Source organism: Micromonospora sp. CNZ303 (assembly GCF_004345505.1).
On the sequence record NZ_SLVT01000026.1, the window covers coordinates 1 to 25,045 of the forward strand.

Annotated in this window: 28 protein-coding genes and 1 riboswitch; of the genes, 13 read left to right on the plus strand and 15 right to left on the minus strand. The window is 74.0% G+C overall.

The window, feature by feature from the left end; genetic code table 11:
- Positions 1-102 precede the first annotated feature (102 nt).
- From dusB to EV374_RS29230, 4 genes are all read right to left on the minus strand, one after another.
- Entirely contained in the window at positions 103-1,275 is a 1,173-nt protein-coding gene (dusB, locus tag EV374_RS29215) for a tRNA dihydrouridine synthase DusB (RefSeq protein ID WP_132240382.1), read from the minus strand.
- A 64-nt stretch (positions 1,276-1,339) separates the two neighbouring features.
- Positions 1,340-2,719, minus strand: coding sequence for a glycine--tRNA ligase (locus EV374_RS29220; protein ID WP_132240383.1), 1,380 nt, complete (start codon positions 2,717-2,719; stop codon positions 1,340-1,342).
- Between the two features lie 114 nt (positions 2,720-2,833).
- Complete coding sequence (locus EV374_RS29225; RefSeq protein ID WP_132240457.1) at positions 2,834-3,307, minus strand: Rv0361 family membrane protein; 474 nt, start codon at positions 3,305-3,307, stop codon at positions 2,834-2,836.
- A gap of 126 nt (positions 3,308-3,433) precedes the next feature.
- The gene (locus tag EV374_RS29230; protein ID WP_132240384.1) at positions 3,434-3,775 is read right to left on the minus strand and encodes an antibiotic biosynthesis monooxygenase family protein; all 342 of its coding nucleotides are present in this window, start codon (positions 3,773-3,775) and stop codon (positions 3,434-3,436) included.
- Positions 3,776-3,802: 27 nt separating this feature from the next.
- On the opposite strand from EV374_RS29230, the gene EV374_RS29235 reads away from it, so the two are divergent.
- From EV374_RS29235 to EV374_RS29265, 7 genes are all read left to right on the plus strand, one after another.
- A complete protein-coding gene (locus EV374_RS29235) occupies positions 3,803-4,060 on the plus strand; it encodes a hypothetical protein (protein ID WP_132240385.1) in 258 nt (85 codons plus the stop codon).
- 54 nt (positions 4,061-4,114) lie between these two features.
- On the plus strand, positions 4,115-5,101 hold the full coding sequence (locus EV374_RS29240) for a metal ABC transporter substrate-binding protein (protein ID WP_132240386.1): 987 nt from the start codon (positions 4,115-4,117) through the stop codon (positions 5,099-5,101).
- Entirely contained in the window at positions 5,098-5,859 is a 762-nt protein-coding gene (locus EV374_RS29245) for a metal ABC transporter ATP-binding protein (protein WP_132240387.1), read from the plus strand. Before EV374_RS29240 ends, EV374_RS29245 begins: the two co-directional genes overlap by 4 nt.
- Before the next feature lies 1 nt (position 5,860).
- Complete coding sequence (locus EV374_RS29250; protein WP_132240388.1) at positions 5,861-6,727, plus strand: metal ABC transporter permease; 867 nt, start codon at positions 5,861-5,863, stop codon at positions 6,725-6,727.
- A gap of 43 nt (positions 6,728-6,770) precedes the next feature.
- A complete protein-coding gene (locus EV374_RS29255; RefSeq protein WP_088998913.1) occupies positions 6,771-7,070 on the plus strand; it encodes an ArsR/SmtB family transcription factor in 300 nt (99 codons plus the stop codon).
- A gap of 2 nt (positions 7,071-7,072) precedes the next feature.
- Positions 7,073-7,465 (plus strand): Fur family transcriptional regulator, encoded by a 393-nt coding sequence (locus tag EV374_RS29260; RefSeq protein ID WP_165947938.1) that lies wholly within the window; start codon positions 7,073-7,075, stop codon positions 7,463-7,465.
- A 271-nt stretch (positions 7,466-7,736) separates the two neighbouring features.
- The gene (locus EV374_RS29265) at positions 7,737-8,342 is read left to right on the plus strand and encodes a hypothetical protein (RefSeq protein ID WP_132240390.1); all 606 of its coding nucleotides are present in this window, start codon (positions 7,737-7,739) and stop codon (positions 8,340-8,342) included.
- A 187-nt stretch (positions 8,343-8,529) separates the two neighbouring features.
- Here EV374_RS29265 and EV374_RS29270 read toward each other — a convergent pair whose 3' ends face one another.
- The 6 genes from EV374_RS29270 to EV374_RS29295 all read right to left on the minus strand — a co-directional run bounded on the left by EV374_RS29270 (position 8,530) and on the right by EV374_RS29295 (position 14,927).
- Positions 8,530-10,608, minus strand: a complete 2,079-nt coding sequence (locus EV374_RS29270) for an acyl-CoA dehydrogenase family protein (RefSeq protein WP_486486026.1) — start codon at positions 10,606-10,608, stop codon at positions 8,530-8,532.
- Between the two features lie 115 nt (positions 10,609-10,723).
- Positions 10,724-11,230: a DUF6328 family protein gene (locus tag EV374_RS29275; protein WP_132240391.1), complete on the minus strand. Its 507-nt coding sequence runs from the start codon at positions 11,228-11,230 to the stop codon at positions 10,724-10,726.
- Positions 11,231-11,382: 152 nt separating this feature from the next.
- Positions 11,383-12,147, minus strand: a complete 765-nt coding sequence (locus tag EV374_RS29280; RefSeq protein ID WP_132240392.1) for a sugar isomerase domain-containing protein — start codon at positions 12,145-12,147, stop codon at positions 11,383-11,385.
- 56 nt (positions 12,148-12,203) lie between these two features.
- Positions 12,204-13,034 carry an alpha/beta fold hydrolase gene (locus EV374_RS29285; RefSeq protein ID WP_132240393.1) on the minus strand — a complete coding sequence of 277 codons (831 nt, stop codon included), beginning with the start codon at positions 13,032-13,034 and terminating at the stop codon, positions 12,204-12,206.
- A 55-nt stretch (positions 13,035-13,089) separates the two neighbouring features.
- The gene (locus EV374_RS29290) at positions 13,090-13,923 is read right to left on the minus strand and encodes a TIGR03943 family putative permease subunit (protein WP_132240394.1); all 834 of its coding nucleotides are present in this window, start codon (positions 13,921-13,923) and stop codon (positions 13,090-13,092) included.
- Entirely contained in the window at positions 13,920-14,927 is a 1,008-nt protein-coding gene (locus tag EV374_RS29295) for a permease (protein WP_132240459.1), read from the minus strand. Before EV374_RS29295 ends, EV374_RS29290 begins: the two co-directional genes overlap by 4 nt.
- Before the next feature lie 194 nt (positions 14,928-15,121).
- Positions 15,122-15,227, plus strand: a riboswitch (TPP riboswitch).
- 72 nt (positions 15,228-15,299) lie between these two features.
- Between EV374_RS29295 and EV374_RS29300 the strand changes: the two genes are divergently transcribed.
- The 4 genes from EV374_RS29300 (at position 15,300) to EV374_RS29310 (ending at position 18,385) form a co-directional block, all read left to right on the plus strand.
- Positions 15,300-15,893 (plus strand): ECF transporter S component, encoded by a 594-nt coding sequence (locus tag EV374_RS29300; RefSeq protein WP_132240395.1) that lies wholly within the window; start codon positions 15,300-15,302, stop codon positions 15,891-15,893.
- Between the two features lie 151 nt (positions 15,894-16,044).
- Positions 16,045-17,460 (plus strand): ABC transporter ATP-binding protein, encoded by a 1,416-nt coding sequence (locus tag EV374_RS29305; protein ID WP_132240396.1) that lies wholly within the window; start codon positions 16,045-16,047, stop codon positions 17,458-17,460.
- Positions 17,457-17,588, plus strand: a complete 132-nt coding sequence (locus EV374_RS33655; protein WP_486486027.1) for a hypothetical protein — start codon at positions 17,457-17,459, stop codon at positions 17,586-17,588. Before EV374_RS29305 ends, EV374_RS33655 begins: the two co-directional genes overlap by 4 nt.
- A complete protein-coding gene (locus tag EV374_RS29310; RefSeq protein ID WP_132240397.1) occupies positions 17,585-18,385 on the plus strand; it encodes a CbiQ family ECF transporter T component in 801 nt (266 codons plus the stop codon). Before EV374_RS33655 ends, EV374_RS29310 begins: the two co-directional genes overlap by 4 nt.
- A 157-nt stretch (positions 18,386-18,542) precedes the next feature.
- Here the strand turns inward: EV374_RS29310 and EV374_RS29315 are convergent, their stop codons facing one another.
- A complete protein-coding gene (locus EV374_RS29315) occupies positions 18,543-18,788 on the minus strand; it encodes a hypothetical protein (protein WP_132240398.1) in 246 nt (81 codons plus the stop codon).
- Between the two features lie 464 nt (positions 18,789-19,252).
- Here EV374_RS29315 and gndA point away from each other — a divergent pair, with 464 nt between their 5' ends.
- Positions 19,253-20,695 (plus strand): NADP-dependent phosphogluconate dehydrogenase, encoded by a 1,443-nt coding sequence (gene gndA / locus EV374_RS29320; RefSeq protein WP_132240460.1) that lies wholly within the window; start codon positions 19,253-19,255, stop codon positions 20,693-20,695.
- A gap of 148 nt (positions 20,696-20,843) precedes the next feature.
- On the opposite strand, the gene EV374_RS29325 is transcribed toward gndA, so the two are convergent.
- The 3 genes from EV374_RS29325 to recO form a co-directional block, all read right to left on the minus strand.
- A complete protein-coding gene (locus EV374_RS29325; protein ID WP_132240399.1) occupies positions 20,844-21,029 on the minus strand; it encodes a hypothetical protein in 186 nt (61 codons plus the stop codon).
- Positions 21,030-21,093: 64 nt separating this feature from the next.
- The gene (locus EV374_RS29330) at positions 21,094-21,897 is read right to left on the minus strand and encodes an isoprenyl transferase (protein ID WP_132240461.1); all 804 of its coding nucleotides are present in this window, start codon (positions 21,895-21,897) and stop codon (positions 21,094-21,096) included.
- Positions 21,898-21,905: 8 nt separating this feature from the next.
- Positions 21,906-22,748, minus strand: coding sequence for a DNA repair protein RecO (gene recO / locus EV374_RS29335; RefSeq protein WP_132240400.1), 843 nt, complete (start codon positions 22,746-22,748; stop codon positions 21,906-21,908).
- A 100-nt stretch (positions 22,749-22,848) separates the two neighbouring features.
- On the opposite strand from recO, the gene EV374_RS29340 reads away from it, so the two are divergent.
- Positions 22,849-23,679 carry a DUF4097 family beta strand repeat-containing protein gene (locus tag EV374_RS29340; RefSeq protein WP_132240401.1) on the plus strand — a complete coding sequence of 277 codons (831 nt, stop codon included), beginning with the start codon at positions 22,849-22,851 and terminating at the stop codon, positions 23,677-23,679.
- On the opposite strand, the gene EV374_RS29345 is transcribed toward EV374_RS29340, so the two are convergent.
- A complete protein-coding gene (locus EV374_RS29345; protein WP_132240402.1) occupies positions 23,666-24,919 on the minus strand; it encodes an acyltransferase family protein in 1,254 nt (417 codons plus the stop codon). The genes EV374_RS29340 and EV374_RS29345 overlap by 14 nt on opposite strands.
- Positions 24,920-25,045 lie beyond the last annotated feature (126 nt).

The following is a 25,045-nucleotide window of genomic DNA, read 5'->3' on the forward strand; positions in this document are numbered from 1 at the left end:
GGGCCGGGGGCCGGGGGCCGGGGGCCGGGGGCCGGGGGCCGGGGGCCGGGGGCCGGGGGCCGGGGGCCGGGGGCCGGGGGCCGGGGGCCGGGGGCCGGGGGCTCAGCCACCCGAGTCGGCCAGCTCGGCGCCCTCCGGGACGGTGTCGTCGTCGCGGCTGGCCAGCCAGCCGTCCGGCAGGAAGACCTTACCGGGCGAGTTGGTGCGGCCGCGCGGCTGGCCCAACGTGGCCACGGGGAAGGGCTCGGTCGGGTCCAGCTTGGCGAGCAGGTCGTCGAGCTGGGCCAGGCTCTCGATCATCGCCAGCTCGCGGCGCAGCTCGCCGCCGACCGGGAAGCCCTTGAGGTACCAGGCGACGTGCTTGCGGAAGTCGGTGCAGCCGTCCCGCTCGCCCCGGGCAGGGCTACGGGAGCCGGCGGTGAACTGGTCGACCAGCAGTTCGGCGTGGCGGCGCATCGTCAGCGCCACCTCGCCGAGGGTGGGCAGGCGGCGCTCCGGGCGGCCGTCGAACGCGGCCTCCAAATCGGCGAAGAGCCACGGGCGGCCCAGGCAGCCCCGGCCGATCACCACCCCGTCGACGCCCGTGTGCGCCACCATCCGTAGCGCGTCGTCGGCCTCCCAGATGTCGCCGTTGCCGAGCACCGGCACGTCGAGGGCCTGCTTGAGCGTCGCGATGGCGTCCCAGTCCGCCGTGCCGGAGTAGCGCTGTGCGGCCGTACGCCCGTGCAGGGCGACCGACGCCACGCCCGCGTCCTGGGCGGCGAGGCCCGCTTCGACGTACGTCAGGTGGTCGTCGTCGATGCCCTTGCGCATCTTGACCGTGACCGGCACCCCGGCGGGTGACGCGGCGTCCACCGCGGCCCTGACCAGCCGCGCGAAGAGCCGGCGGCGCCACGGCAGCGCCGAGCCGCCGCCCTTGCGGGTGACCTTGGGGACCGGGCAACCGAAGTTGAGGTCGATGTGGTCGGCGAGGTCCTTCTCCACCACGATCCGCACGGCGGCGGCGGTGATCTCGGGGTCGGTGCCGTAGAGCTGGAGGCTGCGGGGCCGCTCGTCGTCGCCGAACGCGATCATGCGCAGCGTCTTGGGGTTCCGCTCGACCAGCGCGACGGTGGTGATCATCTCGCAGACGTAGATGCCGCCGCCCTGTTCCCGGCAGAGCTGCCGGAAGCCGACGTTGGTGATGCCGGCCATCGGCGCGAGCACCACCGGCGGCCACACCTCGTGCCGCCCGAGGGTCAGCGGGCGCAGTGCGGGAACGGTCGTCGCGGTCACCGGACAAGTGTACGGAGGTCTGGCCGGCGCGTTTCCCCGCCGGCCAGACCCCCGTAGTCGCCGCTCAGCAGCCGGGGAGGCGCTCGATCAGGTAGCGCTCGACCTGGTCCAGCGCGATGCGCTCCTGGGCCATGGTGTCCCGGTTCCGGACGGTCACCGCGTTGTCGTCCAGGGTGTCGAAGTCGACAGTCACGCAGAACGGGGTGCCGATCTCGTCCTGGCGGCGGTAGCGGCGGCCGATCGCCTGCGAGTCGTCGAACTCCACCACCCAGCGCTTGCGCAGGTCGGCGGCGAGGCCCTTCGCCTTTGGCGAGAGCGCCTCGTTGCGCGACAGCGGCAGCACGGCCACCTTGACCGGGGCCAGCCGCGGGTCGAAGCGCATCACCGTGCGCTTGTCCACGCCGCCCTTGGTGTTCGGCGCCTCGTCCTCGTCGTACGCCTCCAGCAGGAACGCGAGCACCGCGCGGGTGAGGCCGGCGGCCGGCTCGATGACGTACGGCATCCAGCGCTCGCCCTTGGCCTGGTCGAAGTAGGACAGGTCGACGCCGGAGTGCTTGCTGTGCGTGGAGAGGTCGAAGTCGGTGCGGTTGGCGATGCCCTCCAGCTCCGCGAACTCGGTCCCGCCGAACTGGAAGCGGTACTCGATGTCGACGGTGCGCTTCGAGTAGTGGGAGAGCTTCTCCTTCGGGTGCTCGTAGAAGCGCAGGTTGCTCTCCGACAGGCCCAGGTCGAGGTACCAGTTCCAGCGCTCGGAGAGCCAGTACTCGTGCCACTGCTCGTCCGAGCCCGGCTCGACGAAGAACTCCATCTCCATCTGCTCGAACTCGCGGGTGCGGAAGATGAAGTTGCCCGGGGTGATCTCGTTGCGGAACGACTTGCCGGTCTGGGCGATGCCGAACGGCGGCTTCTTGCGGGCGACCGTCTCGACGTTCTTGTAGTTGACGAAGATGCCCTGGGCGGTCTCGGGCCGCAGGTAGTGCATGCCCTCCTCGCTCTCGACCGGGCCGAGGAAGGTCTTCATCAGGCCGTTGAACATCTTCGGCTCGGTGAAGGTGCCCTTGTTGCCGCAGTTCGGGCAGTTCAGCTCGGTCAGCGAGGCCGGCGGCTTGCCGTGCTTGGCCTCGTACGCCTCCTCGAGGTGGTCGGCCCGGAACCGCTTGTGGCACGACTGGCACTCGGTCAGCGGGTCGACGAAGGCGTCCAGGTGGCCGGAGGCGGCCCAGACGTCGCGGGCCAGGATCACGGCGGAGTCGAGGCCGACCACGTCGTCGCGCTGCTGGACCATCGTCTTCCACCACTGCCGGCGGACGTTCTCCTTGAGCTCCACGCCGAGCGGACCGTAGTCCCACGCCGACCGGGTGCCTCCGTAGATCTCGCTGGAGGGGAAGACGAAGCCTCGGCGCTTGGCGAGGCTGACGACGGCGTCGATACGGTCGGCTGGCATGTTTCCTCCTACGCCGACTGGCGGTCGGCGGGGACGCGGTAAGGACGGAAGGAACAGTTCGGGACAACGGTACGACCCGTGCCGTCCCGGGCCCAGCAGAATACCGGGGGCGGGTCAGCTCACCCCGCACACCTCCATGCCGCCGGTCTGCTGGTCCTGCCCGAGGGTGACCTCCTGCCGGTCCTGCCGGCCGCCCGTGTAGGTGACGTCGACGGGCACGGTGAGGGAGACGGCGTCCACGTCGCCCACCCGGAAGGTCGCGATCTGCGGCTCGGCGGCCACCCGACGCTCGAACTCGCGGCGTGACTCGCGCCGCTGCGCGTCGTCGCAGAGCTGGTCGTAGGCCGCGCCGTACTTCCGCTCGACGAGCGCGCGGTAGTAGTCGGTGGAGACGGTGCGGCCCTGCTCGCGCACGGCCTGCACCCCGGTCACGGCCAGCCCCACCACGGCCGCGCCGCCACCGCCGCAGCAGAGCAGCACGGCGAGCGCCCCGGCGCCCAGCCCGAGCCAGAGCCGGGTGTTGCGCCCCTCGGTGGGCGGCGCCGCGAACGGCGGGGTGACCCCTGGCCCGGCTGGCGGGGCGGGCACACCCGGGTCCGCCGGCGGGCCGGGCACGGCGGGCGGCTGCGCCCCCTGCTGGCCGGGCGACGGAGGGTACGCCGGCGGGGTCGCCGGTCCGGGAGCGGTCATGCAAGCAATGTAGTGCCCACGGGCTCAGCGGTAAGGACCAGCGGCCCGATCGCTGGCGGCCGGGACGACGTCCCCGCCCGGGGCGGCGGCGGCGAGCGCCTCGTACGCCGACGGTTCGTCGAGCGACTCGGCGAGCAGCGGCACAGCGGTGATCTTGACGTCGAAGCCGCCCAGGGCCCGCCGGTAGGTGCCGACCGACTCCCACTCGGTGACCAGGCACCAGTGCCGGGGGTCGTCCAGCGCACGCACCAGTTGGCCGCGCAGGTAACCGGGGCGGGCCGCGAGCGCGGCGAGGGCGGCGTGCGCCCGCTCGGTGAACTCGTCGGCGACATCAACGTCCACCACGAACCGGTTCGTCACCAGCACGGGGTTCCTCCTCGTAGAGTCTGTGGGATGCAGCGTACGCAGAGCCGGATGCCGGCCCGGTTGGCCCGGGCGAACCCGACGACGGTGTTCCTGGTCACCCTCGTGCTGGTGCTTGTCGCGTTCTTCACCCCCGGCGTGGTCGGCGGGCTGTTGACCCTGCTGCTCGCCGCGGCCGTGGCCGCGCTGCTGGTCACCACCTGGTCGGTGCAGACGGTGCCGACCCGGGTGATCCGGCTGGTGGCGCTCACCCTGCTGGTCACCGCGGGCCTGGTGAAGCTGCTCTGACATGCAAGCATGCGTTTTTGACAATCATTATCGTTGTCGCGGACAGTTCACGACATGAACATCCGCTCCGCCCCGCGCACCCTGGCCGTCGCCACCACCGCCCTGCTCGCCCTGGGTGGCGTCACGGCCTGTTCCGACGACGGCACGTCCGGCGCCGACCCGCAGCGGGTCGACGTGGTGGCCGCCTTCTACCCGTTGCAGTTCCTCGCCGAGCGCATCGGCGGCGACGCGGTGAAGGTGAGCAACCTGGTCAAGCCCGGGGCGGAGCCGCACGACCTGGAGCTGAACCCGGGCCAGGTCGGCCAGGTCGCCGAGGCGGAGCTGGTCGTGCTCCTCAAGGGCTTCCAGCCGGCGCTGGACGAGGCCGTCGAGCAGAACGCCAGGGACCGCGCGTTCGACGTGTCGACCGTGCAGCCGCTGCTGGACGCCGCCGCGGGCGGCCACGACCACGAGCACGAGGGCGAGGAGCACGCCCACCCCGAGGAGTCGGGCAAGGCCGAGGAACCCGGCCACGACGAGGGCGGCACCAAGGACCCGCACCTCTGGCTGGACCCGACCCGCCTCGCCACGGTCGGCGACAAGCTCGCCGAGCGGCTCGGCCGGGCCGACCCGGACCGCGCCGCCGACTACACGGCCCGCGCCAAGACGCTGCGCGTCGAGCTGGAGAAGCTGGACGCCGAGTTCACGGCCGGGCTGAAGACCTGCCAGCGGCGGGAGATCGTGGTGAGCCACACCGCCTTCGGCTACCTGACCGGGCGCTACCAGCTGGAGCAGATCGGCATCACCGGGCTCAGCCCCGACAACGAGCCGTCCCCGCAGCGCCTGGCCGAGGTCGCCCAGGAGGCCCGGGAGCACAAGGCCACCACGATCTTCTTCGAGACGCTGGTCAGCCCGAAGGTGGCCGAGACCATCGCCGCCGAGGTCGGCGCGAAGACCGCGGTGCTGGACCCCCTGGAGGGGCTGTCCCCCGGCGGCGGCGACTACCTTTCGGTGATGCGTACCAACCTTGCGACCCTGAGGACGGCGTTGAGCTGCCAGTGACATCCCCAGTCATCACCGTCGCGCACGGGGTGGTCGGCTACGACGGCCGCCCCGTGCTGCGCGACGTCTCGCTGACCGTGACCGCCGGCGAGGTGGTCGCGGTGCTCGGCGCCAACGGCTCCGGCAAGTCCACCCTGATCCGCGCCGCGCTCGGCCTGGTGCCGCTCAGCTCCGGGTCGGTCACCCTCTTCGACCGCCCGTTGCGCCGCTTCCGGCAGTGGCACCGCATCGGGTACGTCCCGCAGCGCCTCGGCGCCGGCAGCGGCGTACCGGCCACCGTCCGCGAGGTGGTGGCCTCCGGCCGGCTCGCCCGGCGCGGGGTGCTGCGCCCGGCCGGCGCGGCGGACCGGGCGGCGGTGACCGCCGCGCTGGAGGCGGTCGGGCTCGCCGACCGGGCCCGCGATCCCGTGGCCACCCTCTCCGGCGGGCAGCAGCAGCGCACCCTGATCGCCCGGGCGCTGGCCGGTGAGCCGGAGCTGCTCGTCCTCGACGAGCCGACCGCCGGGGTCGACGCCGCCAGCCAGGAGGCGTTCGCCGAGGCGCTGCACGGCTTCGTGGCCGGCGGCGGCACGGTGCTGCTGGTGGCCCACGAACTCGGGCCGCTGCGGCCGCTGATCAGCCGGGCGGTCGTCGTACACCAGGGTGGGATCTGCCACGACGGCGCGGTGCCCGAGCCCGCCGGCCACCACGCGGAGCCCGACCACGACCACGTGCACCCGCACGGTCCCGACGAGCCCGCCGGGCTGTGGAGCAGCTGAGATGGAACTCTTCCAGTACCCCTACATGCAGCGGGCCCTGATCGGCGCGCTGATCATCGGCCTGGCCGCCCCGGCGCTCGGCATCTACCTGGTGCAGCGGAAGCTCGCCCTGATCGGCGACGGGGTCGGGCACGTGGCGCTCACCGGCGTCGGCGCGGGCCTGCTGCTCAACCGCTCCCCCGTGCTCGTCGCGGTGGCCGTGGCGACCGCCGGCGCGATCACCATCGAGCTGGTCCGCGCCCGCGGGCGCACCTCCGGCGACCTGGCTCTGGCCCTGCTCTTCTACGGCGGCATCGCCGGCGGCGTGACGCTGGTCGGGCTCTCCGACAGCACCAGCGCCAACCTCAACGCCTACCTGTTCGGGTCGCTGACCACGATCTCCCCGCAGGACCTGACCACCATCGCGGTGCTCGGCGTCGCGATCGGGGTGACCATGCTGGCGCTGCGCCCGGCCCTGTTCGCGGTCTGCCACGACGAGGAGTACGCCCGCGTCTCCGGCCTGCCGGTACGCACGCTCAACCTGCTGCTCGCCGTGGCCACCGCCGTCACGGTGACGATCGCCATGCGGGCCGTCGGGGTGCTGCTGATCAGCGCGCTGATGGTGGTGCCGGTGGCCACCGCGCAGCAGGTGACCCGGGGGTTCCGCAGCACGATGGCGGCGGCGATGGCGCTCGGGCTCTTCGCCGCCGGCTCCGGGGTCTGGGTGGCCGCGAACGCCGACACCGCCCCGGGCGCCTCGGTGGTGCTGATGGCGATCGCCTCGTTCGGGGTGGTCGCGGTCCTCGGCGCGGCGTGGCGGACGCTGCGCAGGCGGCGCACCCCCGCCGCCGCGCCCGCGCCGGAGCCGCACGAGGTCGTACTTCACTGATCCTGGTCAGCGCCGTGCCGGTGGGATTGGTTACCGTTACAGGGTGACCGACGGATCAGGCTACGACGCCTTCGAGGGCGCGAGCGAGCTGTTGCGTGCCCTCTCGGCACCGATCCGGCTGGCCATCGTCAGCGAGCTCGCCGAGGGCGAGCGCTGCGTGCACGAGCTGGTCGACAAGCTCGGCGCCGCCCAGCCGCTGGTCTCCCAGCACCTGCGGGTGCTGCGGGGCGCCGGCGTGGTGCGCGGCTCCCGGCGGGGTCGCGAGATCGCGTACGCGCTGGTCGACGAGCACGTCGCACACATCGTGGCCGACGCGGTGAGCCACGCCGGGGAGGGATCATGATCATGGCGGGTTCCACTGTCCGCAACACCCGGCAGCGCTCGGCGGTGAGCGCACTGCTCGGCGAGCTGGAGGGCTTCCACAGCGCGCAGGAGCTGCACGCGATGCTGCGCGAGCGCGGCGAGCGGGTCGGGCTGACCACCGTCTACCGCACGCTCCAGGGGCTCGCCGACACGGGCGATATCGACGTGATGCGCCCGCCGGGCGGCGAGCACCTCTACCGCCGGTGCAGCGAGGGCCACCACCACCACCTGGTCTGCCGGACCTGCGGCCGCACCGTGGAGGTGGCGGGGCCGACGGTGGAGAGCTGGGCCGAGCGGGTGGCGGCCAAGCACGGCTACGCCGACGTCAGCCACACCCTGGAGATCTTCGGCACCTGCCCGGCCTGCGCGAGCTGACCCCGCCCCTAGCGCCGTCCGCCGGGTCCCGTTGCGTCGGCGCCCCGCCGTCCGCCGGGTCCGCCCGTGGCGCTGGCCACCGCCCGCCCGCCTCGTCGGGCGCGGGTCCGCCCGTTGTGCCGTCCGCGTCCGCCGGCCACCGTTGCGTCCGGTGCCCGCCGTCCGTTGGACGGTGTGCAGCCGTCCGCCGGGTGGTGTGCCGTCGTTCGCCGGGCGGTGTGCCGTCGTTCGCGCCGTGCCAGGGGCCCTCGCACGTGGCACGCTGTCCGGCGTGAAGATCTACGCCGATCGTTTCCCGACCGCCGTCCGACAGTTGATCACCGACCTGCTCGTCGTCGCCTGGGTGTACGGCGCGATCCGTGGCGCGCTGTGGCTGCACGACCTGGTCCAGAAGCTCGCCGTACCCGGGCAGAAGCTGGAGGGCGCCGGCAGCGGCCTGGCCGACAACCTGGCCGACGCCGGCGGCAAGGTCGGCCGGGTGCCGCTGGTCGGCGACGAGCTGACCGCGCCGTTCGAGCGGGCCGCCACCGCCGCCCGCTCGCTGGCCGAGGCGGGGCGCGACCAGCAGGAGCTGGTCGACCAGCTCGCCCTCGCGCTGGCCGTCGCCGTGCTGATCTTCCCGCTCGGCCTGGTGCTCTTCGGTTGGCTGCCGCTGCGGGTGCGCTGGATGCGCCGGGCCGGCTCGGCCGCGAAGCTGGCCGCCGCGCCCGCCGGCCGGGACCTGCTCGCCCTGCGTGCGCTGGCCACCCAGCCGCTGGGGCGGCTGACCCGGATCGCCCCCGACGTGGCCGAGTCGTGGCGACGCGGCGACGACGCCACCGTCGACGCCCTCGCCGCCCTGGAACTACGCCACCTGGGCCTACGCGCCAACCGCTGACCCCACCCACCCGCCCGGCCCGTGCCCGCCCCGCCCCGGCCCGTGCCCGCGCCGCCCCGGCTCGGCTCGGCCCGGCGATCATGCAGTTGTGGTGCCCGGAACGGCCACTTTCGCGCCTTTCGTGGGACGCCACAACTGCATGATCGACGCCGAGGGCGGGGGGCGGGGGCGGGGCGGGGAGGAATGGTCAGGAGGAGGGTGGGGGCGGGGGTGGGATGCGGCGGCGGGTGTCGGCGGCGGTGGACGGGCCCGGCGACCAAGGGGCCACCCAGGGGAGGTCGTCGGCGGGGGTGATCACGCCGTCCTCCAGGGCGGCGTAGCGCCCGGCCAGGATCCGCTTCGCGGCGGTCGTGTCGACGGAGTCGGTGTTGTCCCACAGGGCGGCGAAGAGCGCGTCGACGCGTACCCGGGCCTGCCGGCAGAACAGGTCGGCCAGCTCGACGTTCTCGGGGCGGGTGTCCCGCTCGGCGTAGGCGCGTACGCAGACCGCAGACATCGCGAACAGCTCCGCGCCGATGTCCACCACCCGGCCGAGGAACGCCTGCTTGCGCTCCATCTTGCCCTGCCAGCGGGACATCGCGTAGAACGTCGAGCGGGCCAGCTTGCGCGAGGCGCGCTCCACCTGCCGCAGGTGCCCGGCGAGGGGACCGAACTCGGCGTACGCCGAGGGGCGCTGTCCCCGGCCGACGGCGAGGGTGGGCAGCCACTTCGCGTAGAAGGCGCCGGCCCGCGCACCGGCCTTCGCCTTGCGGCCGAGCCCGGCGTCCGGGTCGATGATGTCCCCGGCGACCGACAGGTGCGCGTCGACCGCCTCCCGGGCGATGAGCAGGTGCATGATCTCGGTGGAGCCCTCGAAGATGCGGTTGATCCGCAGGTCGCGCAGCAACTGCTCGACGGCGGCCGGTCGCTCGCCCCGCGCGGCGAGGGAGTCGGCCGTCTCGTAGCCGCGTCCGCCCCGGATCTGCACCAGCTCGTCGGCGATCTTCCAGGCCATCTCGCTGGCGTAGAGCTTGACCAGCGCCGCCTCGATCCGGATGTCGTTACGGTCGTCGTCGGCGAGCAGGCAGCAGAGGTCCAGCATGGTCTCCATGCCGTACGTCGTCGCGGCGATGAAGGACAGCTTCTGGGCCACCGCCTCGTGCTCGCCCACGGGCCGCCCCCACTGCACCCGGTCGACGGCCCACTCCCGGGCCACGTTCAACGCCCACTTGCCGGCGCCGACACACATCGCCGGCAGCGACAGTCGCCCGGTGTTCAGGGTGGTCAGCGCGATCTTCAGGCCCTTGCCCTCACCACCGATGACGTTCTCCTTCGGTACGAAGACGTCGTGGAAGCGGGTCAGGCTGTTCTCCAGGCCACGCAGGCCGATGAAGGCGTTGCGCCGTTCGACCGTGATGCCCTCGGTGTCGCCCTCGACGACGAAGGCGGTGATCCCGCCGCGCCGCCCCTCGGTGGCGGGCACCCGGGCCATCACCACGAGCAGGGAGGCGACGGTGCCGTTGGTGGCCCACAGCTTCACGCCGTTGAGGCGGTAGCCGGTGCCGTCGGGCGTGGGCTCGGCGGTGGTGGCCAGTCGGGCCGGGTCGGAGCCGACGTCCGGTTCGGTGAGCAGGAACGCGGAGACCTCACCGGCGGCGAGCCGGGGCAGGAAGCGCTGCTTCTGCTCGGCGGTGCCGAACATCTTCAGCGGCTGCGGCACCCCGATCGACTGATGCGCCGAGAGCAGCGCGCCGATCGCCGGGCTGACCGAGCCGGCCAGCATGAGCGCCCGGCAGTAGTGCAGGTTGCTGAGCCCGAGCCCGCCGTACGACCGGTCGATCTTCATGCCGAAGGCGCCGAGCCGGGCCAGGCCCTGGAACACCTCGTCCGGAATGGACGCGTCCCGCTCGATCGCGGCACCGTCCACCTCGGAGGCGAGGAACTCGCGGAACCGGCCGAGGAACTCGTCGGCGCGGGCGACGTCCGCCGGGTCGGAGCGCGGCCAGGGGTTGATCAGGTCGAGCCGGAACCGGCCGAGGAAGAGTTCCTTGCCGAAGCTGGGACGGTCCCAGGAGGACTCCCGGGCCGCCTCGGCGACCTGTCGGGCCTCCTTCTCGGAGACCTGGCCGGCCTCGGTCGGCAGGGGCCCGGCCGCGCCGGCCGGGGGCGGGTTGTCGGCGGCGGCAGGCGGTTTGTCGGCGGCGGCGGGCGGGGCGTCGGCCGACGGCGGCGGCTGGTCGGCGCCTGATCCGTCGGGCGCGGGTCGGCTGTTGTGTGTCGCGGTCACGGCGGCCCCCTCGAACCTCGGTCCGGATGCGTCAACGTGCTCGACGAACAGCACGCTACCCCCGGGTGTTACCCAGGGGTAGCGATTGGTAAATATCGAGTTGTGTCGACCTTCGTCAGTCGCTGAGGGACCGTGGCTCGTTCTCGTTCTCGTCGTCGTCGGTGTCGTCGTCGCCCCAGTTGCGGCGGGAGAACGGCAGGAACACCCAGAAGGTGAGGAACCAGAGGCCGGTGAGGCCGCTGAGCACCAGGGCCACGCTCCGGTCCAGCACGAAGTCGGTGATCAGCAGCACCGCGCTGACCATCGAGATCAGCATGAAGGCGAGCCCGCCGCTGGCCATCCGGTGGGCGAACCGGACCAGCTCCGGCTTGCGGCCCTGCCGGAACAGCGCGCGGTGGAACGCCACCGGGGAGATGATCATCGCGGTGGCCGCGGCCGCGGCCAGCAACGCGACGATGTAGACGTCCTTCTGGAAGCCACTCGTACGGGTGAAGCCGTTGCTGAACGGCAGGGTGAGCAGGAACGCGAAGAGGATCTGCACGCCGGTCTGGGCGACCCGAAGCTCCTGGAGCAGGTCGGCGAAGTTGCGCTGCCAGCGCTGCTTCTCGGTTTCCTTGGACACGCGCTACCTCCGGTCAGACGGTACTGCCGGCGGGGGCGGCCGGCGGCAGCATCGCTGATGCCCCACCCGCCGACGCGCGAAACCGACTCACGTCACTGTCTGACGCGCCGGTTCGGGTCGATCGTCATGCGGCCGCCCGCAGCCGCAAGGCGTCAGGAGCCGCGGCGGATCCGGCCCGCGTACCGGGCCTCAAGGGCGTTGTTGTGCTCGTCGCCCCCGGCGATGTTGGCCGACAGGTAGACGGGGGGCCGCTCCCCCGCCGCCAGCAGTCGCGCCACCACCTCGACCGTGATCTGCTGCGCCAGCAGCGCCGCGGTGATCGACGAGACCGCGCCGACCGCGCCCCCGCCGGGCAGTGGCAGCGTCGCGTCGCCGTACGGGGCGCCGTTGTCGAGCACCACGTCGGCGAAGTCGGCGAGCTTGCGTCCCGACGGGTGGCGCGAGGTCATCTGCCCGGAGTGCTGCGCCGAGGTGATCGCGACCAGCCCGTGGCCCTTCTCCCTGACCAGCGACGCGAACTCCACCATCGCGCCGTTCACGCCCGAGTTGGAGGCGAGCACGAAGACGTCCCGGGGGCCGACGGGGGCCAGTTCGTAGAGGCGGTGCGCCACCGCCGGGTCGCGCTCCAGCAGCGGCCCGAGCACGTCGACCGGGGCGCCGCCGAGCAGCACCAGGTCCCGCAGGGCGATGCGGTTCGTCGGGACCAGCCCGCCGGCCCGCCCGGCGATCTCCATGGCCAGCGCCTCGGAGTGGCCGGTGCCGAACGCGTGGACCACGCCGTCGGCGCGTACCGCCTCGGCGATCAGGTCGGCGGCCCGCCCCACCGCCTCGCGCTGGCTCTCGGCGACCCGGTGCATCGTGTCGGTCACCACGGCCAGGAAGTCCTCGGCCTTCACCGTCGTGTCTGCTCGGTCCATGTCGTACCTCCGTCAGGGGTGGGCCCGGCGTCCGCCGGCCGGTGTCGCGGGGAAGGTCAGACCGGGTCGTGCACCCGGGCCAGGATCGCCTCGGCCAGCGCGGCGGGCGCCTCGTCGGGGATCCAGTGGCTCACCCGGGGCAGCTCGACGAAGCGGTAGTCGGCGGTCACGTGCTCGGCGCACGCCTCGGCGGCGGTCCGGCCGATCGCGATGTCGCGACCGCTCCACACGTACGTGGTCGGCACCGCCACCGGCCCGGTGGCGGCCAGGTCCCGGCGGGACATCGCGCGGTACCAGTTCAGGGCGGCGGTGAGCGCGCCCGGCTCGCGCATCGGGTCCGCGTACGCGGCCACCCGCGCGTCGTCGCCGACCCCGTGCAGCATCCGGCGCAGCCCGGTCGCGCCCAGCACCAGCAGCGCCTTCTCCGCCGTGCCCGGCTTGCGGAACACCGTCATGTACGCCGAGCGCGCCTTCTGCCCCGCGTCCTCGGCCAGCGCCCACGCCATGGCGGCGGGGTGCGGCACGGAGACCGCGGTCAGCGTGCGGACCCGGTCGGGATGGTGGGCCGCGACGGCCCAGGCCACGGCCGCGCCCCAGTCGTGCCCCACCAGGTGCGCCGCGTCGACGCCCAGCGCGTCGAGTACGCCGAGCACGTCGGCGACCAGCTCCGGCAGCCGGTACGCCTCGACCGCCTCGGGCCGGGCGCCCGGCGAGTAGCCGCGCTGGTCCGGCGCGTACGTGCGCAGTCCCGCGGCGTGCAGCGCGGGCACCACGTCGTCGAACTCCCCGCCGTGCTGGGGGAAGCCGTGCAGCAGCAGGACGGGCGTGCCGCCCTCCGGTCCGCCGACGCGGACGTCGAACGTGAAACCCCGGGCCTCGATCCGCATGATCGTGAGCCTACCCAGCGCCGCACCTGGCCGCCCGGGACTGCCGGCCCACCTGTCACTCGTACTGTTGCCGGGGGACGGGTACCTGCCGCCAGGACTCCACGTCCAGGTAGGGAATCTCGGCGTCGTTGACCGGGTCGCGGGCGATACGGTCGCTGTAGCGGCCCGTCACCTCGATCCAGGTGTCGTCGGCGAGCCCGTCGGGGGCCGCGCCGGTCAGGCCCAGCTTGACCGGCCGCCCGTCAGCGGCGCAGCAGGAGAGCACCATCCGGGCCAGCAGCGGCCGGCCGTCGGGGCCGGTGGTGACGAAGCCGGTCAGCTGGACCCGGCGCTCGCCGATCGAGGTGCCCCGGTCGAACAGGGCCCGGGAGGCGTAGTCGAGCACGGTCACCCGCACCGGGTCGCCGGCGGGCAGCGGCGGGTAGTCGGACGGCTGCTGCCGGGTGGTGACGGCGGTGCCGGCCTGCCCGGCCGCGTACGAGCCCAGGGCCGGCGGGGCGACCAGCAGCAGGCCCAGCACGGGCAGGATCAGCAGCCAGCCGACCCGCGGCTCGCGGTGTCCGTGCCCGTCATGCCCGTCGTCGTCGCCGTGCCCGCCGTCGCCCTCGTGCCCGTCGTCGCCATCGCCGGGAGCGTCGGGGCCGGGTGTGCGCCGGGACCGCCACCCACCGGCCGGGTCGTCGGGGTGGCCGGCGGGCGTGCGCCGCAGGAGCGGGCGCAGCTCGTAGAAGAGGGTCATGACCGCGGCGGCCACCAGCAGCAGGCCGGCGGCGATCAGGAAGGGCCGCAGCCCCTCCTTGACGTAGCGCAGGTGCAGGTCGGTGAGGCTGGCCCGGACCACCGCGCCGCCGAGCAGCAGCAGGACGACCGCCTGCGCCTGCCGGTTCACAGCAGCACCGCCCCGGTCGCGGCGGCCACCGCGACGGCCACCGCGAAGGTGGTCGGGGCGAACCGCAGCGCGAACCGCCGGCCGAAGACTCCGGCCTGCATCGAGATGAGCTTGAGGTCGACCATCGGCCCCACCACCAGGAAGACCAGTCGGGAGGTCAGCGAGAACTGCGACAGCGAGGCGGCGACGAAGGCGTCCGCCTCGGAGCAGAGGGAGAGCAGCACGGCGAGCACGGCCAGCGCGAGCACCGACAGCACCGGCTCGTCGGCGAGGGTCTGCAACCAGCGCTCCGGCACCACGACGTTGATCGTGGCGGCGGCAGCCGCGCCGATGACCAGGAACCCGCCGGCGTGCGTGACGTCGTGCCGGACCGCACCCCAGAACGCCCGGCCGCGCGGGCCGCCGTCCAGCTCCGGCCGGCGCGGCAGCCGGATCCAGTCGGCCCGGCCGAGGCGCAGCCACAGCCAGCCCATGACCATCGCCACGAGCAGGCTCGCGACGGCCCGGCCGAGGACCATCGCCGGGTCGTCGGGGAAGGCCACGGCGGTGGCGGTCAGCACGATCGGGTTGATCGCCGGGGCGGCGAGCAGGAACGCCAGCGCGGCGGCCGGGGTGACCCCGCGCCGGATCAGCGACCCGGCGATCGGCACCGCCCCGCACTCGCACCCGGGCAGCACCACGCCGGCCGCGCTGGCCACCGGCACCGCGAGCGCGGGGTGCCGCGGCAGCGCCCGGGCCCAGAACGACCGGGGCACGAAGACGGCGATCACCGCGGAGAGCAGCACCCCGAAGACCAGGAACGGCACCGCCTGCACCATGACCGAGACGAAGACGGTGGTCCAGGTCTGCAACCGGGGCGCGGAGAGGGCCCGGGCGAGCGGCTCGCGGAGGACGACCAGCAGGATCAGCAGGCCGGCGAGGACCTCCACCGACCCGACCCGCCGGTCCGGGCCGCGGGGCGCCGCCGGCTTCTCCTCGCGTACGCCCGGAGGGGCCACACCCATCGCGCCCGGGTGCGACCCGTCCGGCGCGCGGCGGTCAGCCTCGGATGTCACGTACGTGTCCCTCTGCCGGATTTCCAGTGGCCGCCCGAGAGTACCGGGCCGGAACGGACGGCGTCGATCGACCGCGCTGATGAGCTGCGGAAAGATCACTTTGCCCGATGATCTTCAAAGGTGTTAGCGTCAGGCCACAACTTCACATCCGACAGGGGAGCGCACAGCGCTGAGAGTGCGGGCACCGCCCGCAGACCCTCGAACCTGATCTGGGTAATGCCAGCGCAGGGAGTTCGGTCGACCTCCAGCCGCGTCGACGTCCGGCATTTCCGGGCGCGGCGTGCGTCTTCTCCTGGTTCTCGTTCGGGACTGGGAGCAATCATGCGAGACAACAACACCGCCACCCGGTGGCGTACCGTCGACGTCGTCGTCGCGGCCGTGATCGCGGTGGCCTTCGGCGTCATCTTCTGGGCCTGGGGCCTGCTGTGGCGGGCCGTCGACCCGGCGTTCGCGTTCTTCCCCGCCAGCCAGGCGATCATGTACGGCGTGTGGCTGGTCCCGGCCGTCCTCGGCGGTCTGGTGATCCGCAAGCCCGGCGCGGCGCTCTTCTGCGAGGCGGTGGCGGCGACGGTCTCCGCGCTGCTCGGCTCGGAGTGGGGCGGCGTCACCATCGTCCAGGGCCTGATCCAGGGGCTCGGCGCCGAACTGGCCTTCGCCGCGTTCCGGTACCGCTCGTTCCGGCTGCCCACCGCGCTGATCGCGGGCGCGCTGACCGGCCTCGGCGCGGCCCTGTTCGACTTCTTCGTCTGGAACAGCGAGTACGCCCTGGGCAGCTACCGGATCCCCTACGCCCTGCTCACCATCGTCAGCGCCACGATCGTCGCGGGTGCCGGCGGCTGGGCCCTGACCCGCGCCCTGGCCACCACGGGCGCCCTGGACCGCTTCCCCGCCGCCCGAGACCGCACCCCAATCTGACCAACCCCCTCTCCCCCCTCTCCCCCTCCCCCACCCACCCACCCCCACGACCCGGCGCGTTGATCATGAAGTTGTTGCCACGACACGCCGTGCCGAACGACAACAACCTCATGATCAACGCCCACGGACGGGCAGGAAGGAAGGGGGCGGCGTGGGGGCGGTGACGTTGCGGGGGTTCGGGTGGCGGCATGCCGGGCGGCGGGCCTGGGCGGTGCGCGGGGTCGATCTGCGCGTCGAGGTTGGCGAGCGGATGCTGCTGCTGGGGCCCTCCGGGGCCGGCAAGAGCACGCTGCTCGCCGCGCTGGCCGGGCTGCTGCCCGAGGACTCGGGCGAGCAGGAGGGCACCGTCGAGATCGACGGGCTCGACCCCCGCAAGGGCCGGGAGCGGGTCGGCATCGTCTTCCAGGACCCGCAGACCCAGCTCGTCATGGCCCGCAGCGGCGACGACGTGGCGTTCGGGCTGGAGAACCGCGGCACCCCCGCCGGGGAGATCTGGCCCCGCGTCGACGAGGCGCTGGCCCGGGTCGGCTTCCCGTACCCTCGGGACCGCCCCACCGCCGCCCTCTCCGGTGGGGAGCAGCAGCGGCTTGCCCTGGCCGGCGTGCTGGCCCTGCGCCCCGGCCTGCTGCTGCTCGACGAGCCGACCGCCAACCTCGACCCGACCGGCGCGGCGCTGATCCGGGCGGCGGTGGCCGGCGCGCTCGACGCCGACACCACGCTGATCCTGGTCGAACACCGCGTCGCCGAGGCGTTGCCCCTGGTCGACCGGGTGGTCGTGCTCGAACCCGGCGGCGGCGTCCGCGCCGACGGCACGCCCGAGGCCGTCTTCGGTACGCACGGTGACGCGCTCGCCGACGAGGGCGTCTGGGTGCCCGGCCGCCCGGTACCGCCCCGCCACGCGACCGCGCCGCCCGGCGACGTGCTGCTCGCCGCCGACCGGCTCGGCCTGCCGCCCCGGCTGGCCCCCGTCGACCTGGCCGTACGCGCCGGCGAGGCGCTCGCCGTCGTCGGGCCCAACGGGGCCGGCAAGTCGACCCTCGCCCTGCTGCTGGGCGGTCTGCTCACGCCCGGGGCCGGCCGGATCGCGGCGACGACGGCACTGGCCGGTGGCGACGCCCGCACTCCCCCGCACCGCTGGCGCGCCCCGGCACTGGCCCGCCGGATCGGTTCGGTCTTCCAGGACCCGGAGCACCAGTTCGTCACCAACACCGTCTTCGACGAGCTGGCGCTCGGCCCGCGCCGCACCGGCCAGCCCGAGGCGGCGGTCCGGACCACCGTCGACACCCTGCTGTCCCGGCTGCGGTTGACGAAACTCGCCGCCGCCAACCCGTACACCCTCTCCGGCGGGGAGGCGCGGCGGCTGAGCGCGGCGACCGCCCTGGCCACCGCGCCCCGCCTGCTCGTCTGCGACGAACCGACCTTCGGCCAGGACCGGCGGACCTGGCTGGAGCTGGTGGACCTCTTCGCCGAGCTGCGCGACGCCGGGCACGGCCTGGTCGCCGTCACCCACGACCCGGAGTTCGTCGCCGCCCTGGCGGATCGCCGCCTCACCCTGGAGCGCCCGTGACCAGCCCGAACGCGGCACCGGTCACCCACCCGGACCGCCACCCCGCCCTGGGAGCGGACGTGACCAGCGACCGAACCGCCGCACCGGTCACCCACCCGGACCGCCGCCTCACCCTGGGGCGGGCGTGATCAGTTTCGAGCCGGTCGCCGCGCCGGAGGCGTTGCTGGCCCGGCGCAACCCGGTGGCCAAGCTCGCCGCGGCGCTGGTGTTCTCGTTCATCCTGATCGCCACCCTGGACCCGGTGGCGCCGGCCATCGCGATCGCCGTCGAGTTGGCCCTGCTGCCGCTGTTCGGGGTCCGTTTCCGGGTGTTGGCGCGGCGGGCCTGGCCGCTGCTGGTCGGCGCGGTCGGCGTGGTGGTGACGCTGGTGCTCTTCGCCGCCGAGCGATCCGGCCGGGTGCTGTTCGAGGCCGGCCCGGTGGTGGTCACCTCCGGGGTGCTGCTCACCGCGCTCGGCCTGGTGCTGCGGATGTTCGCGGTGGCGCTGCCCGGCGTGATCGTCTTCGCCACCACCGACCCGACCGACCTGGCGGACGCGCTGATCCAGAACGCGAAGGCGCCGGCCCGGTTCGCCATCGGGGCGCTTGCCGCGTTCCGGCTCGTGCCGCTGCTCGGGCAGGAGTGGCAGATGATCTCCATGGCGCGTCGCGCCCGGGGGGTCGAGGCCGGTCGCAACCCGCTGGCGAAGCTGCGGCTGTTCGGGTCGACGGCCTTCGCGCTGCTCGTCGGGGCGATCCGCCGGGGCACCCGGCTGGCCGTGGCGATGGACGCCCGGGGCTTCGACGCCGGGGTCCCGCGCACCGTCGCCCGGCGACAGCGCTTCGTCGCCGCCGACGGCCTGCTGATCGCCGGCGCGGCGGTGCTCGCCGGGGCCGCGCTGACCGTCAGCGTGCTGCTCGGCACCTTCCGCCCGCTGATCGGCTGACGCCGCCCGTTGGTCGGTCGACGGACCGGGCGAAGGCGCCGACCGGGCTGGGCAGACGGCGGGCGGGCCGGGTGCAGGCGCCTGCCCGGGTGGTCGGGCGACGGGCGGGCCGGGTGGAGTCGCCGGTGACGACGGCTCCACCCCGGCCCTGGCACCGTCAGCTGCGCCGGAAGGCGTACCGGCGGGCCTGCCCGGCCTTCTGGTCGCGCAGCGGGCCGGAGCGGCCGACGCCGGAGACCGGCGGACCGGCCTTCGGCGCGGCGGGCCGGTCGACCGGCAGTGCCGGCACGACCGGCGAGACCGACGCAACCGCCACCTCGTCGAGGTTGACGGGCGTCAGGTCCGCGACGGACGGCGTGGGGACGGTGGTACGGGACTTCTTCGGGTTGCGCCTGGCGGGCATCCGGTGCCTCCTCGGTCTGCGGGCCCTGTCACACCGGAGCAACGTCCGGTGACCGGGGCCCGTCTCGTTCGGCGACCGTCGCGCGACGGTCGGGCGGGATCGGGACAGCTGCCCGGGATCGACCACGAGGAGCACCGCCGTTCGACGGCCGGTGCGGGATGCGGACGCCCGGGAGCACGCGGACCCGCGGCGATGCGGCGGCGGGTCGGCTCGGCAGTGGGGCGTCAGTTGCGCATGCCCACACGCTAGCCGCCCCACCGGTCGCGCGCACCCGAATTACCGGCGGAGTCCGCGACCGGCCGGTCGCGTCCCGGGGAGGCCGCCCGGTGGAGGATCGTCGGCCGGCCCCCGCGCCCTTCGGGGCGACCGCCACGTGGCGGTGACGGAGTGGTCGACACGCCTCCGGGGCGCTCCGCCCGGCGGTACGGTCGCACCGGCGGGTGTCGACGGCGGAGGGCGGACGGATGGCCGGGCGGGCGACGGCACAGATCGGCGTGACCGGGCTGGCGGTGATGGGCCGGAACCTGGCCCGCAACCTGGCCCGCAACGGTTTCGCCGTGGCGGTGCACAACCGGTCGCCGGAGCGCACCCGCAGCCTCGTCGCGGAGCACGGGGACGAGGGGACGTTCCTGCCCGCCGAGTCGATGGCCGGCTTCGTCGCGTCGCTGGAGCGGCCCCGCGCGGTCATCGTGATGGTCAAGGCGGGCGGCCCCACCGACGCCGTGGTCGACGAGCTGGTCCCGCTGCTCGACGCGGGCGACATCGTCGTGGACTGCGGCAACGCGCACTTCGCCGACACCCGCCGGCGGGAGGAGGCGTTACGGGCCCACGGCCTGCACTTCGTCGGCACCGGCGTCTCGGGTGGCGAGGAGGGTGCCCTGCGCGGCCCGAGCATCATGCCGGGCGGATCCGCGGAGTCGTACCGCACGCTCGGGCCGATCTTCGAGCGCATCGCCGCCCAGGTGGACGGGGTGCCGTGCTGCCGGCACATCGGGCCGGACGGCGCCGGGCACTTCGTCAAGATGGTGCACAACGGCATCGAGTACGCCGACATGCAGCTCATCGCGGAGGCGTACGACCTGCTGCGGGCCGGACTGGGCGCGCAGCCTGCGCAGATCGCGGAGATCTTCCGTGGCTGGAACTCCGGCGAGCTGGAGTCCTTCCTGATCGAGATCACCGCCGACGTGCTGGCGCACACCGACGCGGCCACCGGGCGGGCGTTCGTGGACGTCGTGCTGGACCGCGCCGAGCAGAAGGGCACCGGCCGCTGGACGGTGCAGAGCGCGCTCGACCTGGGCATCCCCATCACCGGCATCGCCGAGGCGACCTTCGCCCGCTCGCTGTCCGGGCACGCCGACCAGCGCGAGGCGGCCCGCCGGGCGTTCCCGGACGCGGGCGCGACCTGGCGGGTCGAGGACCCCGACGCCTTCGTCGAGGACGTCCGCCGCGCCCTGCTCGCCTCGAAGATCGTCGCGTACGCGCAAGGCTTCGACCACATCCGCGCCGGCTCCCGCGAGTACGACTGGGGCATCGACCTGGGCGGCACCGCCACCATCTGGCGGGGCGGCTGCATCATCCGGGCGCGCTTCCTCGACCGCATCCGCCAGGCGTACGACGAGCGGCCCGACCTGCCGACGCTGCTGGTGGCGCCGTGGTTCGCGGACACCGTGAACGACGGCGTGCCGAGCTGGCGGCGGGTGGTGGCCGACGCGGCGCGGGCGGGCGTGCCGGCTCCGGCGTTCGCCTCGTCGCTGGCGTACTTCGACGCGCTGCGCGCCCAGCGGCTGCCGGCCGCCCTGATCCAGGCGCTGCGGGACAACTTCGGGGCGCACACCTACCAGCGCGTGGACCGCGAGGGCACCTTCCACACCCGCTGGCCCACCGACCGCACCGAAGCCAGAACCTGACCCCCGAACTCCGAAACCCCCGACCCGCGCGCCGATCATGCACTTCCGGTGGCCGGAACGCCCCGTTACGGGGCTTTCGCGGGGCACCACGACTGCATGATCGACGGACGGGTCGGGGGTGCGGGTGCGGGTTTGCGGGTGGGTGGGGTCAGAAGAAGCGGCGGCGCTTCGCCTTCTGGGGGCGGAGCATGTCGGCGCCCTTGTTGAGCAGGCGGCTCACCCCGGTCGGGCCGCGGCGGGCCTCCAGCGTGTGGCTGAGCCGGCGCGCGCCCGCCGCCGCCAACGGCACGGCGACGGCCATCATCGCCCACTGGGCAATACGCTTCTGGATCATGTGGGTTCACCTCCGTCGGTGGCTGCTGACCACCGTGGTACCCCGTACGACGGGGCGGTAAGCCTCAGGCGGGCGGCGGGGCGACCGGGTTGGGCAGCGCGCCGCCGAAGCGACGGTCCCGCTGCGCGTACAGCTCGCAGGCGTACCAGAGGTGGCGGCGGTCGAAGTCGGGCCAGAGCGTGTCGAGGAAGATCAGCTCGGCGTACGCGGTCTGCCAGAGCAGGAAGTTCGAGATCCGCTCCTCGCCGGAGGGCCGCAGGAACAGGTCCACCTCGGGGATCTCCGGGTGGTAGAGGTACTTCGCGACGGTCTTCTCGTTGACCTTCCCGGGGTCCAGCCGGCCCGCCGCCACGTCGCGGGCGATGGCGGCGGCGGCGTCGGCGATCTCGGCCTGACCGCCGTAGTTGACGCAGAACTGGAGGGTCAGCGTCGAGTTGCCCCGGGACATCTCCTCCGCCGTCTGCAACTCGGAGATGACGCTCTTCCAGAGCCGGCCGGCCCGGCCGGACCAGACCACCCGCACCCCCAGGTCGACCAGCTGGTCACGGCGGCGGCGGATGACGTCGCGGTTGAAGCCCATCAGGAACCGGACCTCGTCCGGCGAGCGCCGCCAGTTCTCCGTGGAGAAGGCGTACGCCGACAGGTAGGGGATGCCCATCTCGATGGCGCCCTCGACCGTGTCGAAGAGGGAGAACTCCCCCGCCTCGTGGCCCTTGGTGCGGGGCAGCCCGCGATCCTTGGCCCACCGGCCGTTGCCGTCCATCACCACGGCGACGTGCTTCGGCACCGCGTCGGCGGGCAGCGCCGGCGGTCGGGCGCCCGACGGGTGCGGAGTCGGCGGCACCGGCTCGCGACGCCCGGCCCTCATCGATCGGATCACTCGGTTCTCCCCCTGTTCACGCCGTCCGCACCGGACCCGACGCCGGGCGGCGGCGGGACCGGGCCGGCCCCCGGGGCGCCCCGGTCGACCAGCGGCAGCGAGCGTAGCGCGCGCTCCAGGTGCCACTGCAGGTGTGCCGCGACCAGGCCGCTGCACTCCCGGCGTACGCCGGTCTCGGTGGCGTCGGCGACCCGCCAGTCGCCGCTGGTCAGCGCGGACATCAGGTCGATGGTGGCCGGGGCCGGATGGGCCGCGCCCGGCGGCCGGCAGTCCGGGCAGACCGCGCCCCCGGCCGGTACGGAGAACGCCCGGTGCCGCCCCGGCGTGCCGCAGACGGCGCAGGCGGTCAGCGCCGGCGCCCAGCCGGCGAGCGTCATGCCCCGCAGCAGGTACGCGTCGAGCACCAGGGTGGTGGCGTGGTTGCCCTCGGCGAGCGCCCGCAGCGCGCCCAGGGTGAGCTGGAACAGCCGCAGCGACGGCTCCCGTTCGACGGGGGTGAGCCGCTCGGCGGTCTCGGCGATCGCGCTGGCCGCCGTGTAGCGGGGATAGTCGCCGAGGAACCGCTTGCCGTAGAGGTCGATGCCCTCGACCTGGCTGACCGTGTGCAGGGAGCTGCCGTGGTTGCCCTTCGGGTCGCCGGCGAGCTGGAGGTCGACGTGACCGAACGGCTCCAGCCGGGCGCCGAACTTGCTGGTGGTGCGGCGGATCCCCCGGGCCACCGCGCGGAGCCGGCCGTGCCGGCGGGTGAGCAGGGTGATGATCCGGTCGGACTCGCCGAGCTTCTGCACGCGCAGGACCACCGCGTCGTCGCGGTAGAGCTGTCGGCGGTACCCGGCCATCGGACCATTCTCTCTCGGGGTGCGGAATCAGGGTCAGCTCGGGGTGTCCGCGCGCGGAACCCCGATGCGCGGGGGCCGTCACGCCTCGTAGCGTGCTCGCATGGCTCTGCACCGCACCGCCGCCGCGCTCGCTGCGGCCACCACCCTGATCGTCGCCGCCGGGTGCGACAACCTGTCCTTCCGCCGGCTCGACTACGACAACACCGAGGCGGTCCGGATCAGCAGCATCCGGGTGCTCCCGGGGGCCGGCGACGTGACCGTCCGCGCCATCGGCGCGCAGGACGAGGTGCGGATCAAGCGGGTGGTGCGCTACCAGGGCGGTCAGCCCGACGCGACGTACGAGGTCAAGGGCGGCGAGCTGGTGCTGGACACCGACTGCGGTTCCCGGTGCAGCATCTCCTACGAGGTCACCGCCCCGGACGGGGTGAGCGTGAAGGGCGAGACCGGCTCCGGTGACGTCGACCTGAGCAGGGTGGGCCCGGTGGAGATGCGGCTCGGCTCGGGCAACATCCGGGTGACCGCCTCCAGCGGCCCCGTACGCGCGGAGACCGGTTCCGGCAACATCCAGGTGGCCGGCGCCGGCGGGCCCGTACGCGCCCAGACCGGCTCCGGCAACGTCGAGGTCGACGAGGTCGCCGCCGCGGTCACGCTGCGTACCTCGTCGGGCGACATCACCGGGCACCGCCTCGGCGGCGGGGTGGACGCGGAGACGGGCTCCGGGGACATCCTCGTCGACCTCACGACGCCGGCCTCGGCGCGGGTGCACGCCTCCAGCGGGAGCGTCGAGCTGGTCGTGCCGGCGGGCCGCTACCGGGTCCGCTCCAACACCGACGGCGGCGACGCCGACCTGGGCGTCACCGACGACCCGTCCGCCACGCTGGTGCTCGACCTCTCCACCGGCAGCGGCGACATCACGGTCACCCAGCGTTGATATCGACGGTCTCCGGCTCCCGCGCGGCCCGGGGCGCCGGCACCACCGCCCGCCCGCTGACCGGCCCGCCGGCCCTACCGTCGACCCCGTGCCGGGTGGCCGGTCCGCCGGCCCGGTTGTTGTCGACCCCGTGCCGGGTGGCGGCTCCGCCGGTCCTGCCGTCGGCGGCCACGCCGACGGGGGCCGGGCCGGGGCGGGCCGGGCCGGGGCGGGCCGGGCCGGGGCGGGCCGGGCCGGGGCGGGCCCGGCCGGGGACCAGCTCCGGCGGCCTGCGGGCGGCCACGTCCTCCACCCAGCCGACGAGGGCGGTCACCGCCGCGACCAGCGCGAAGACCAGCGCCACCCGGATCGCCAGGCCGAGCGGGTCCTGGTGCGACCAGCCCACCACGTCGACCAGCGGGGTGAGCGCCACAACGAACGGCATGTGCCACAGGTAGACGGTGAGCGCCCGCCGGTTGAAGATGGTCACCACCCGGCCGAACGCGGCGCTGCGGTCCACCCAGGGTGCGCTCGCCGGCCCCCGACCGAGCAGCACGAGGACGAAGGCCGCCGACCAGAGGGCGTTGCCCAGGGGGTTGTCGTTCAGGTCGTACCCGCGCGGTCCGGGGTGGGTGACGATCCAGGCGGCCCCGGCGGCGGCGAGGGCCAGCGCGACCGGGACCAGCACCCGGTTGGCCAGGCGGCGCAGCATGCCGGCCTGGTGGGCGAAGCCGAGCAGCCAGGCCCCGAAGTAGAGCCCGAACTGGTGCAGCGCCACCGGCAGCGCCGGGAGCAGGCCCAGTTCGGCCGCCGCGAGCAGGGCGTACGGGGCGACCAGGGTGGGCACCGGAGCGCGCCGGAACAGCCAGAGGGCCACCGGCGAGGCGAGCACGAACCAGAGGTAGTCGCGCAGGTACCAGATCACGCTGAGCGCGATCGCGCCCCAGCCGTTGGCCGGCGGGTCGGCGATGGGGAAGAGCCAGAGCAGCACCTTCGGGCTCAGCGGCAACCCGGTGAGCAGCATGGCCGGCACGAAGACGGCGGCGAGCACCCACAGCGACGGCAGTAGGCGCCGCAGCCGACGCACGACCGCCCCCGGCCCCCACCGGTGCAGTGAGGCCGCCATCAGCGAGCCGGCCAGCGCGAACATCACCGACATGGCCGGGAAGACGAGGGTCAGCGTGGCCCAACCGGTGACGTGGTAGACGACGACTCGAACGATGGCCAGGAAACGGAGCAGGTCCAGGTATCGGTTTCGCATCAGCCTGCATCTATGTCCGGGGATACGGGGGGTGTCCTACCCCCTACCCTCCGGGCCGAGCATGCCAAACAGAAGGGAACCCACCAGAAGGTGACATCTTCCATACATCCGACCGATACCGATCAC

Coding starts and splice junctions, on each gene's coding strand:
- EV374_RS29220 (WP_132240383.1), bottom strand. CDS start 2,719: ATGCCAGCCGACCGTATCGACGCCGTCGTCAGCCTCGCCAAGCGCCGA.
- EV374_RS29235 (WP_132240385.1), top strand. CDS start 3,803: ATGCAGCGTACGCAGAGCCGGATGCCGGCCCGGTTGGCCCGGGCGAAC.
- EV374_RS29240 (WP_132240386.1), top strand. CDS start 4,115: ATGAACATCCGCTCCGCCCCGCGCACCCTGGCCGTCGCCACCACCGCC.
- EV374_RS29250 (WP_132240388.1), top strand. CDS start 5,861: ATGGAACTCTTCCAGTACCCCTACATGCAGCGGGCCCTGATCGGCGCG.
- EV374_RS29260 (WP_165947938.1), top strand. CDS start 7,073: ATGGCGGGTTCCACTGTCCGCAACACCCGGCAGCGCTCGGCGGTGAGC.
- EV374_RS29280 (WP_132240392.1), bottom strand. CDS start 12,147: ATGGACCGAGCAGACACGACGGTGAAGGCCGAGGACTTCCTGGCCGTG.
- EV374_RS29285 (WP_132240393.1), bottom strand. CDS start 13,034: ATGCGGATCGAGGCCCGGGGTTTCACGTTCGACGTCCGCGTCGGCGGA.
- EV374_RS29295 (WP_132240459.1), bottom strand. CDS start 14,927: ATGGGTGTGGCCCCTCCGGGCGTACGCGAGGAGAAGCCGGCGGCGCCC.
- EV374_RS29300 (WP_132240395.1), top strand. CDS start 15,300: ATGCGAGACAACAACACCGCCACCCGGTGGCGTACCGTCGACGTCGTC.
- EV374_RS29315 (WP_132240398.1), bottom strand. CDS start 18,788: ATGCCCGCCAGGCGCAACCCGAAGAAGTCCCGTACCACCGTCCCCACG.
- gndA (WP_132240460.1), top strand. CDS start 19,253: ATGGCCGGGCGGGCGACGGCACAGATCGGCGTGACCGGGCTGGCGGTG.
- EV374_RS29325 (WP_132240399.1), bottom strand. CDS start 21,029: ATGATCCAGAAGCGTATTGCCCAGTGGGCGATGATGGCCGTCGCCGTG.
- EV374_RS29330 (WP_132240461.1), bottom strand. CDS start 21,897: ATGAGGGCCGGGCGTCGCGAGCCGGTGCCGCCGACTCCGCACCCGTCG.
- recO (WP_132240400.1), bottom strand. CDS start 22,748: ATGGCCGGGTACCGCCGACAGCTCTACCGCGACGACGCGGTGGTCCTG.
- EV374_RS29340 (WP_132240401.1), top strand. CDS start 22,849: ATGGCTCTGCACCGCACCGCCGCCGCGCTCGCTGCGGCCACCACCCTG.
- EV374_RS29345 (WP_132240402.1), bottom strand. CDS start 24,919: ATGCGAAACCGATACCTGGACCTGCTCCGTTTCCTGGCCATCGTTCGA.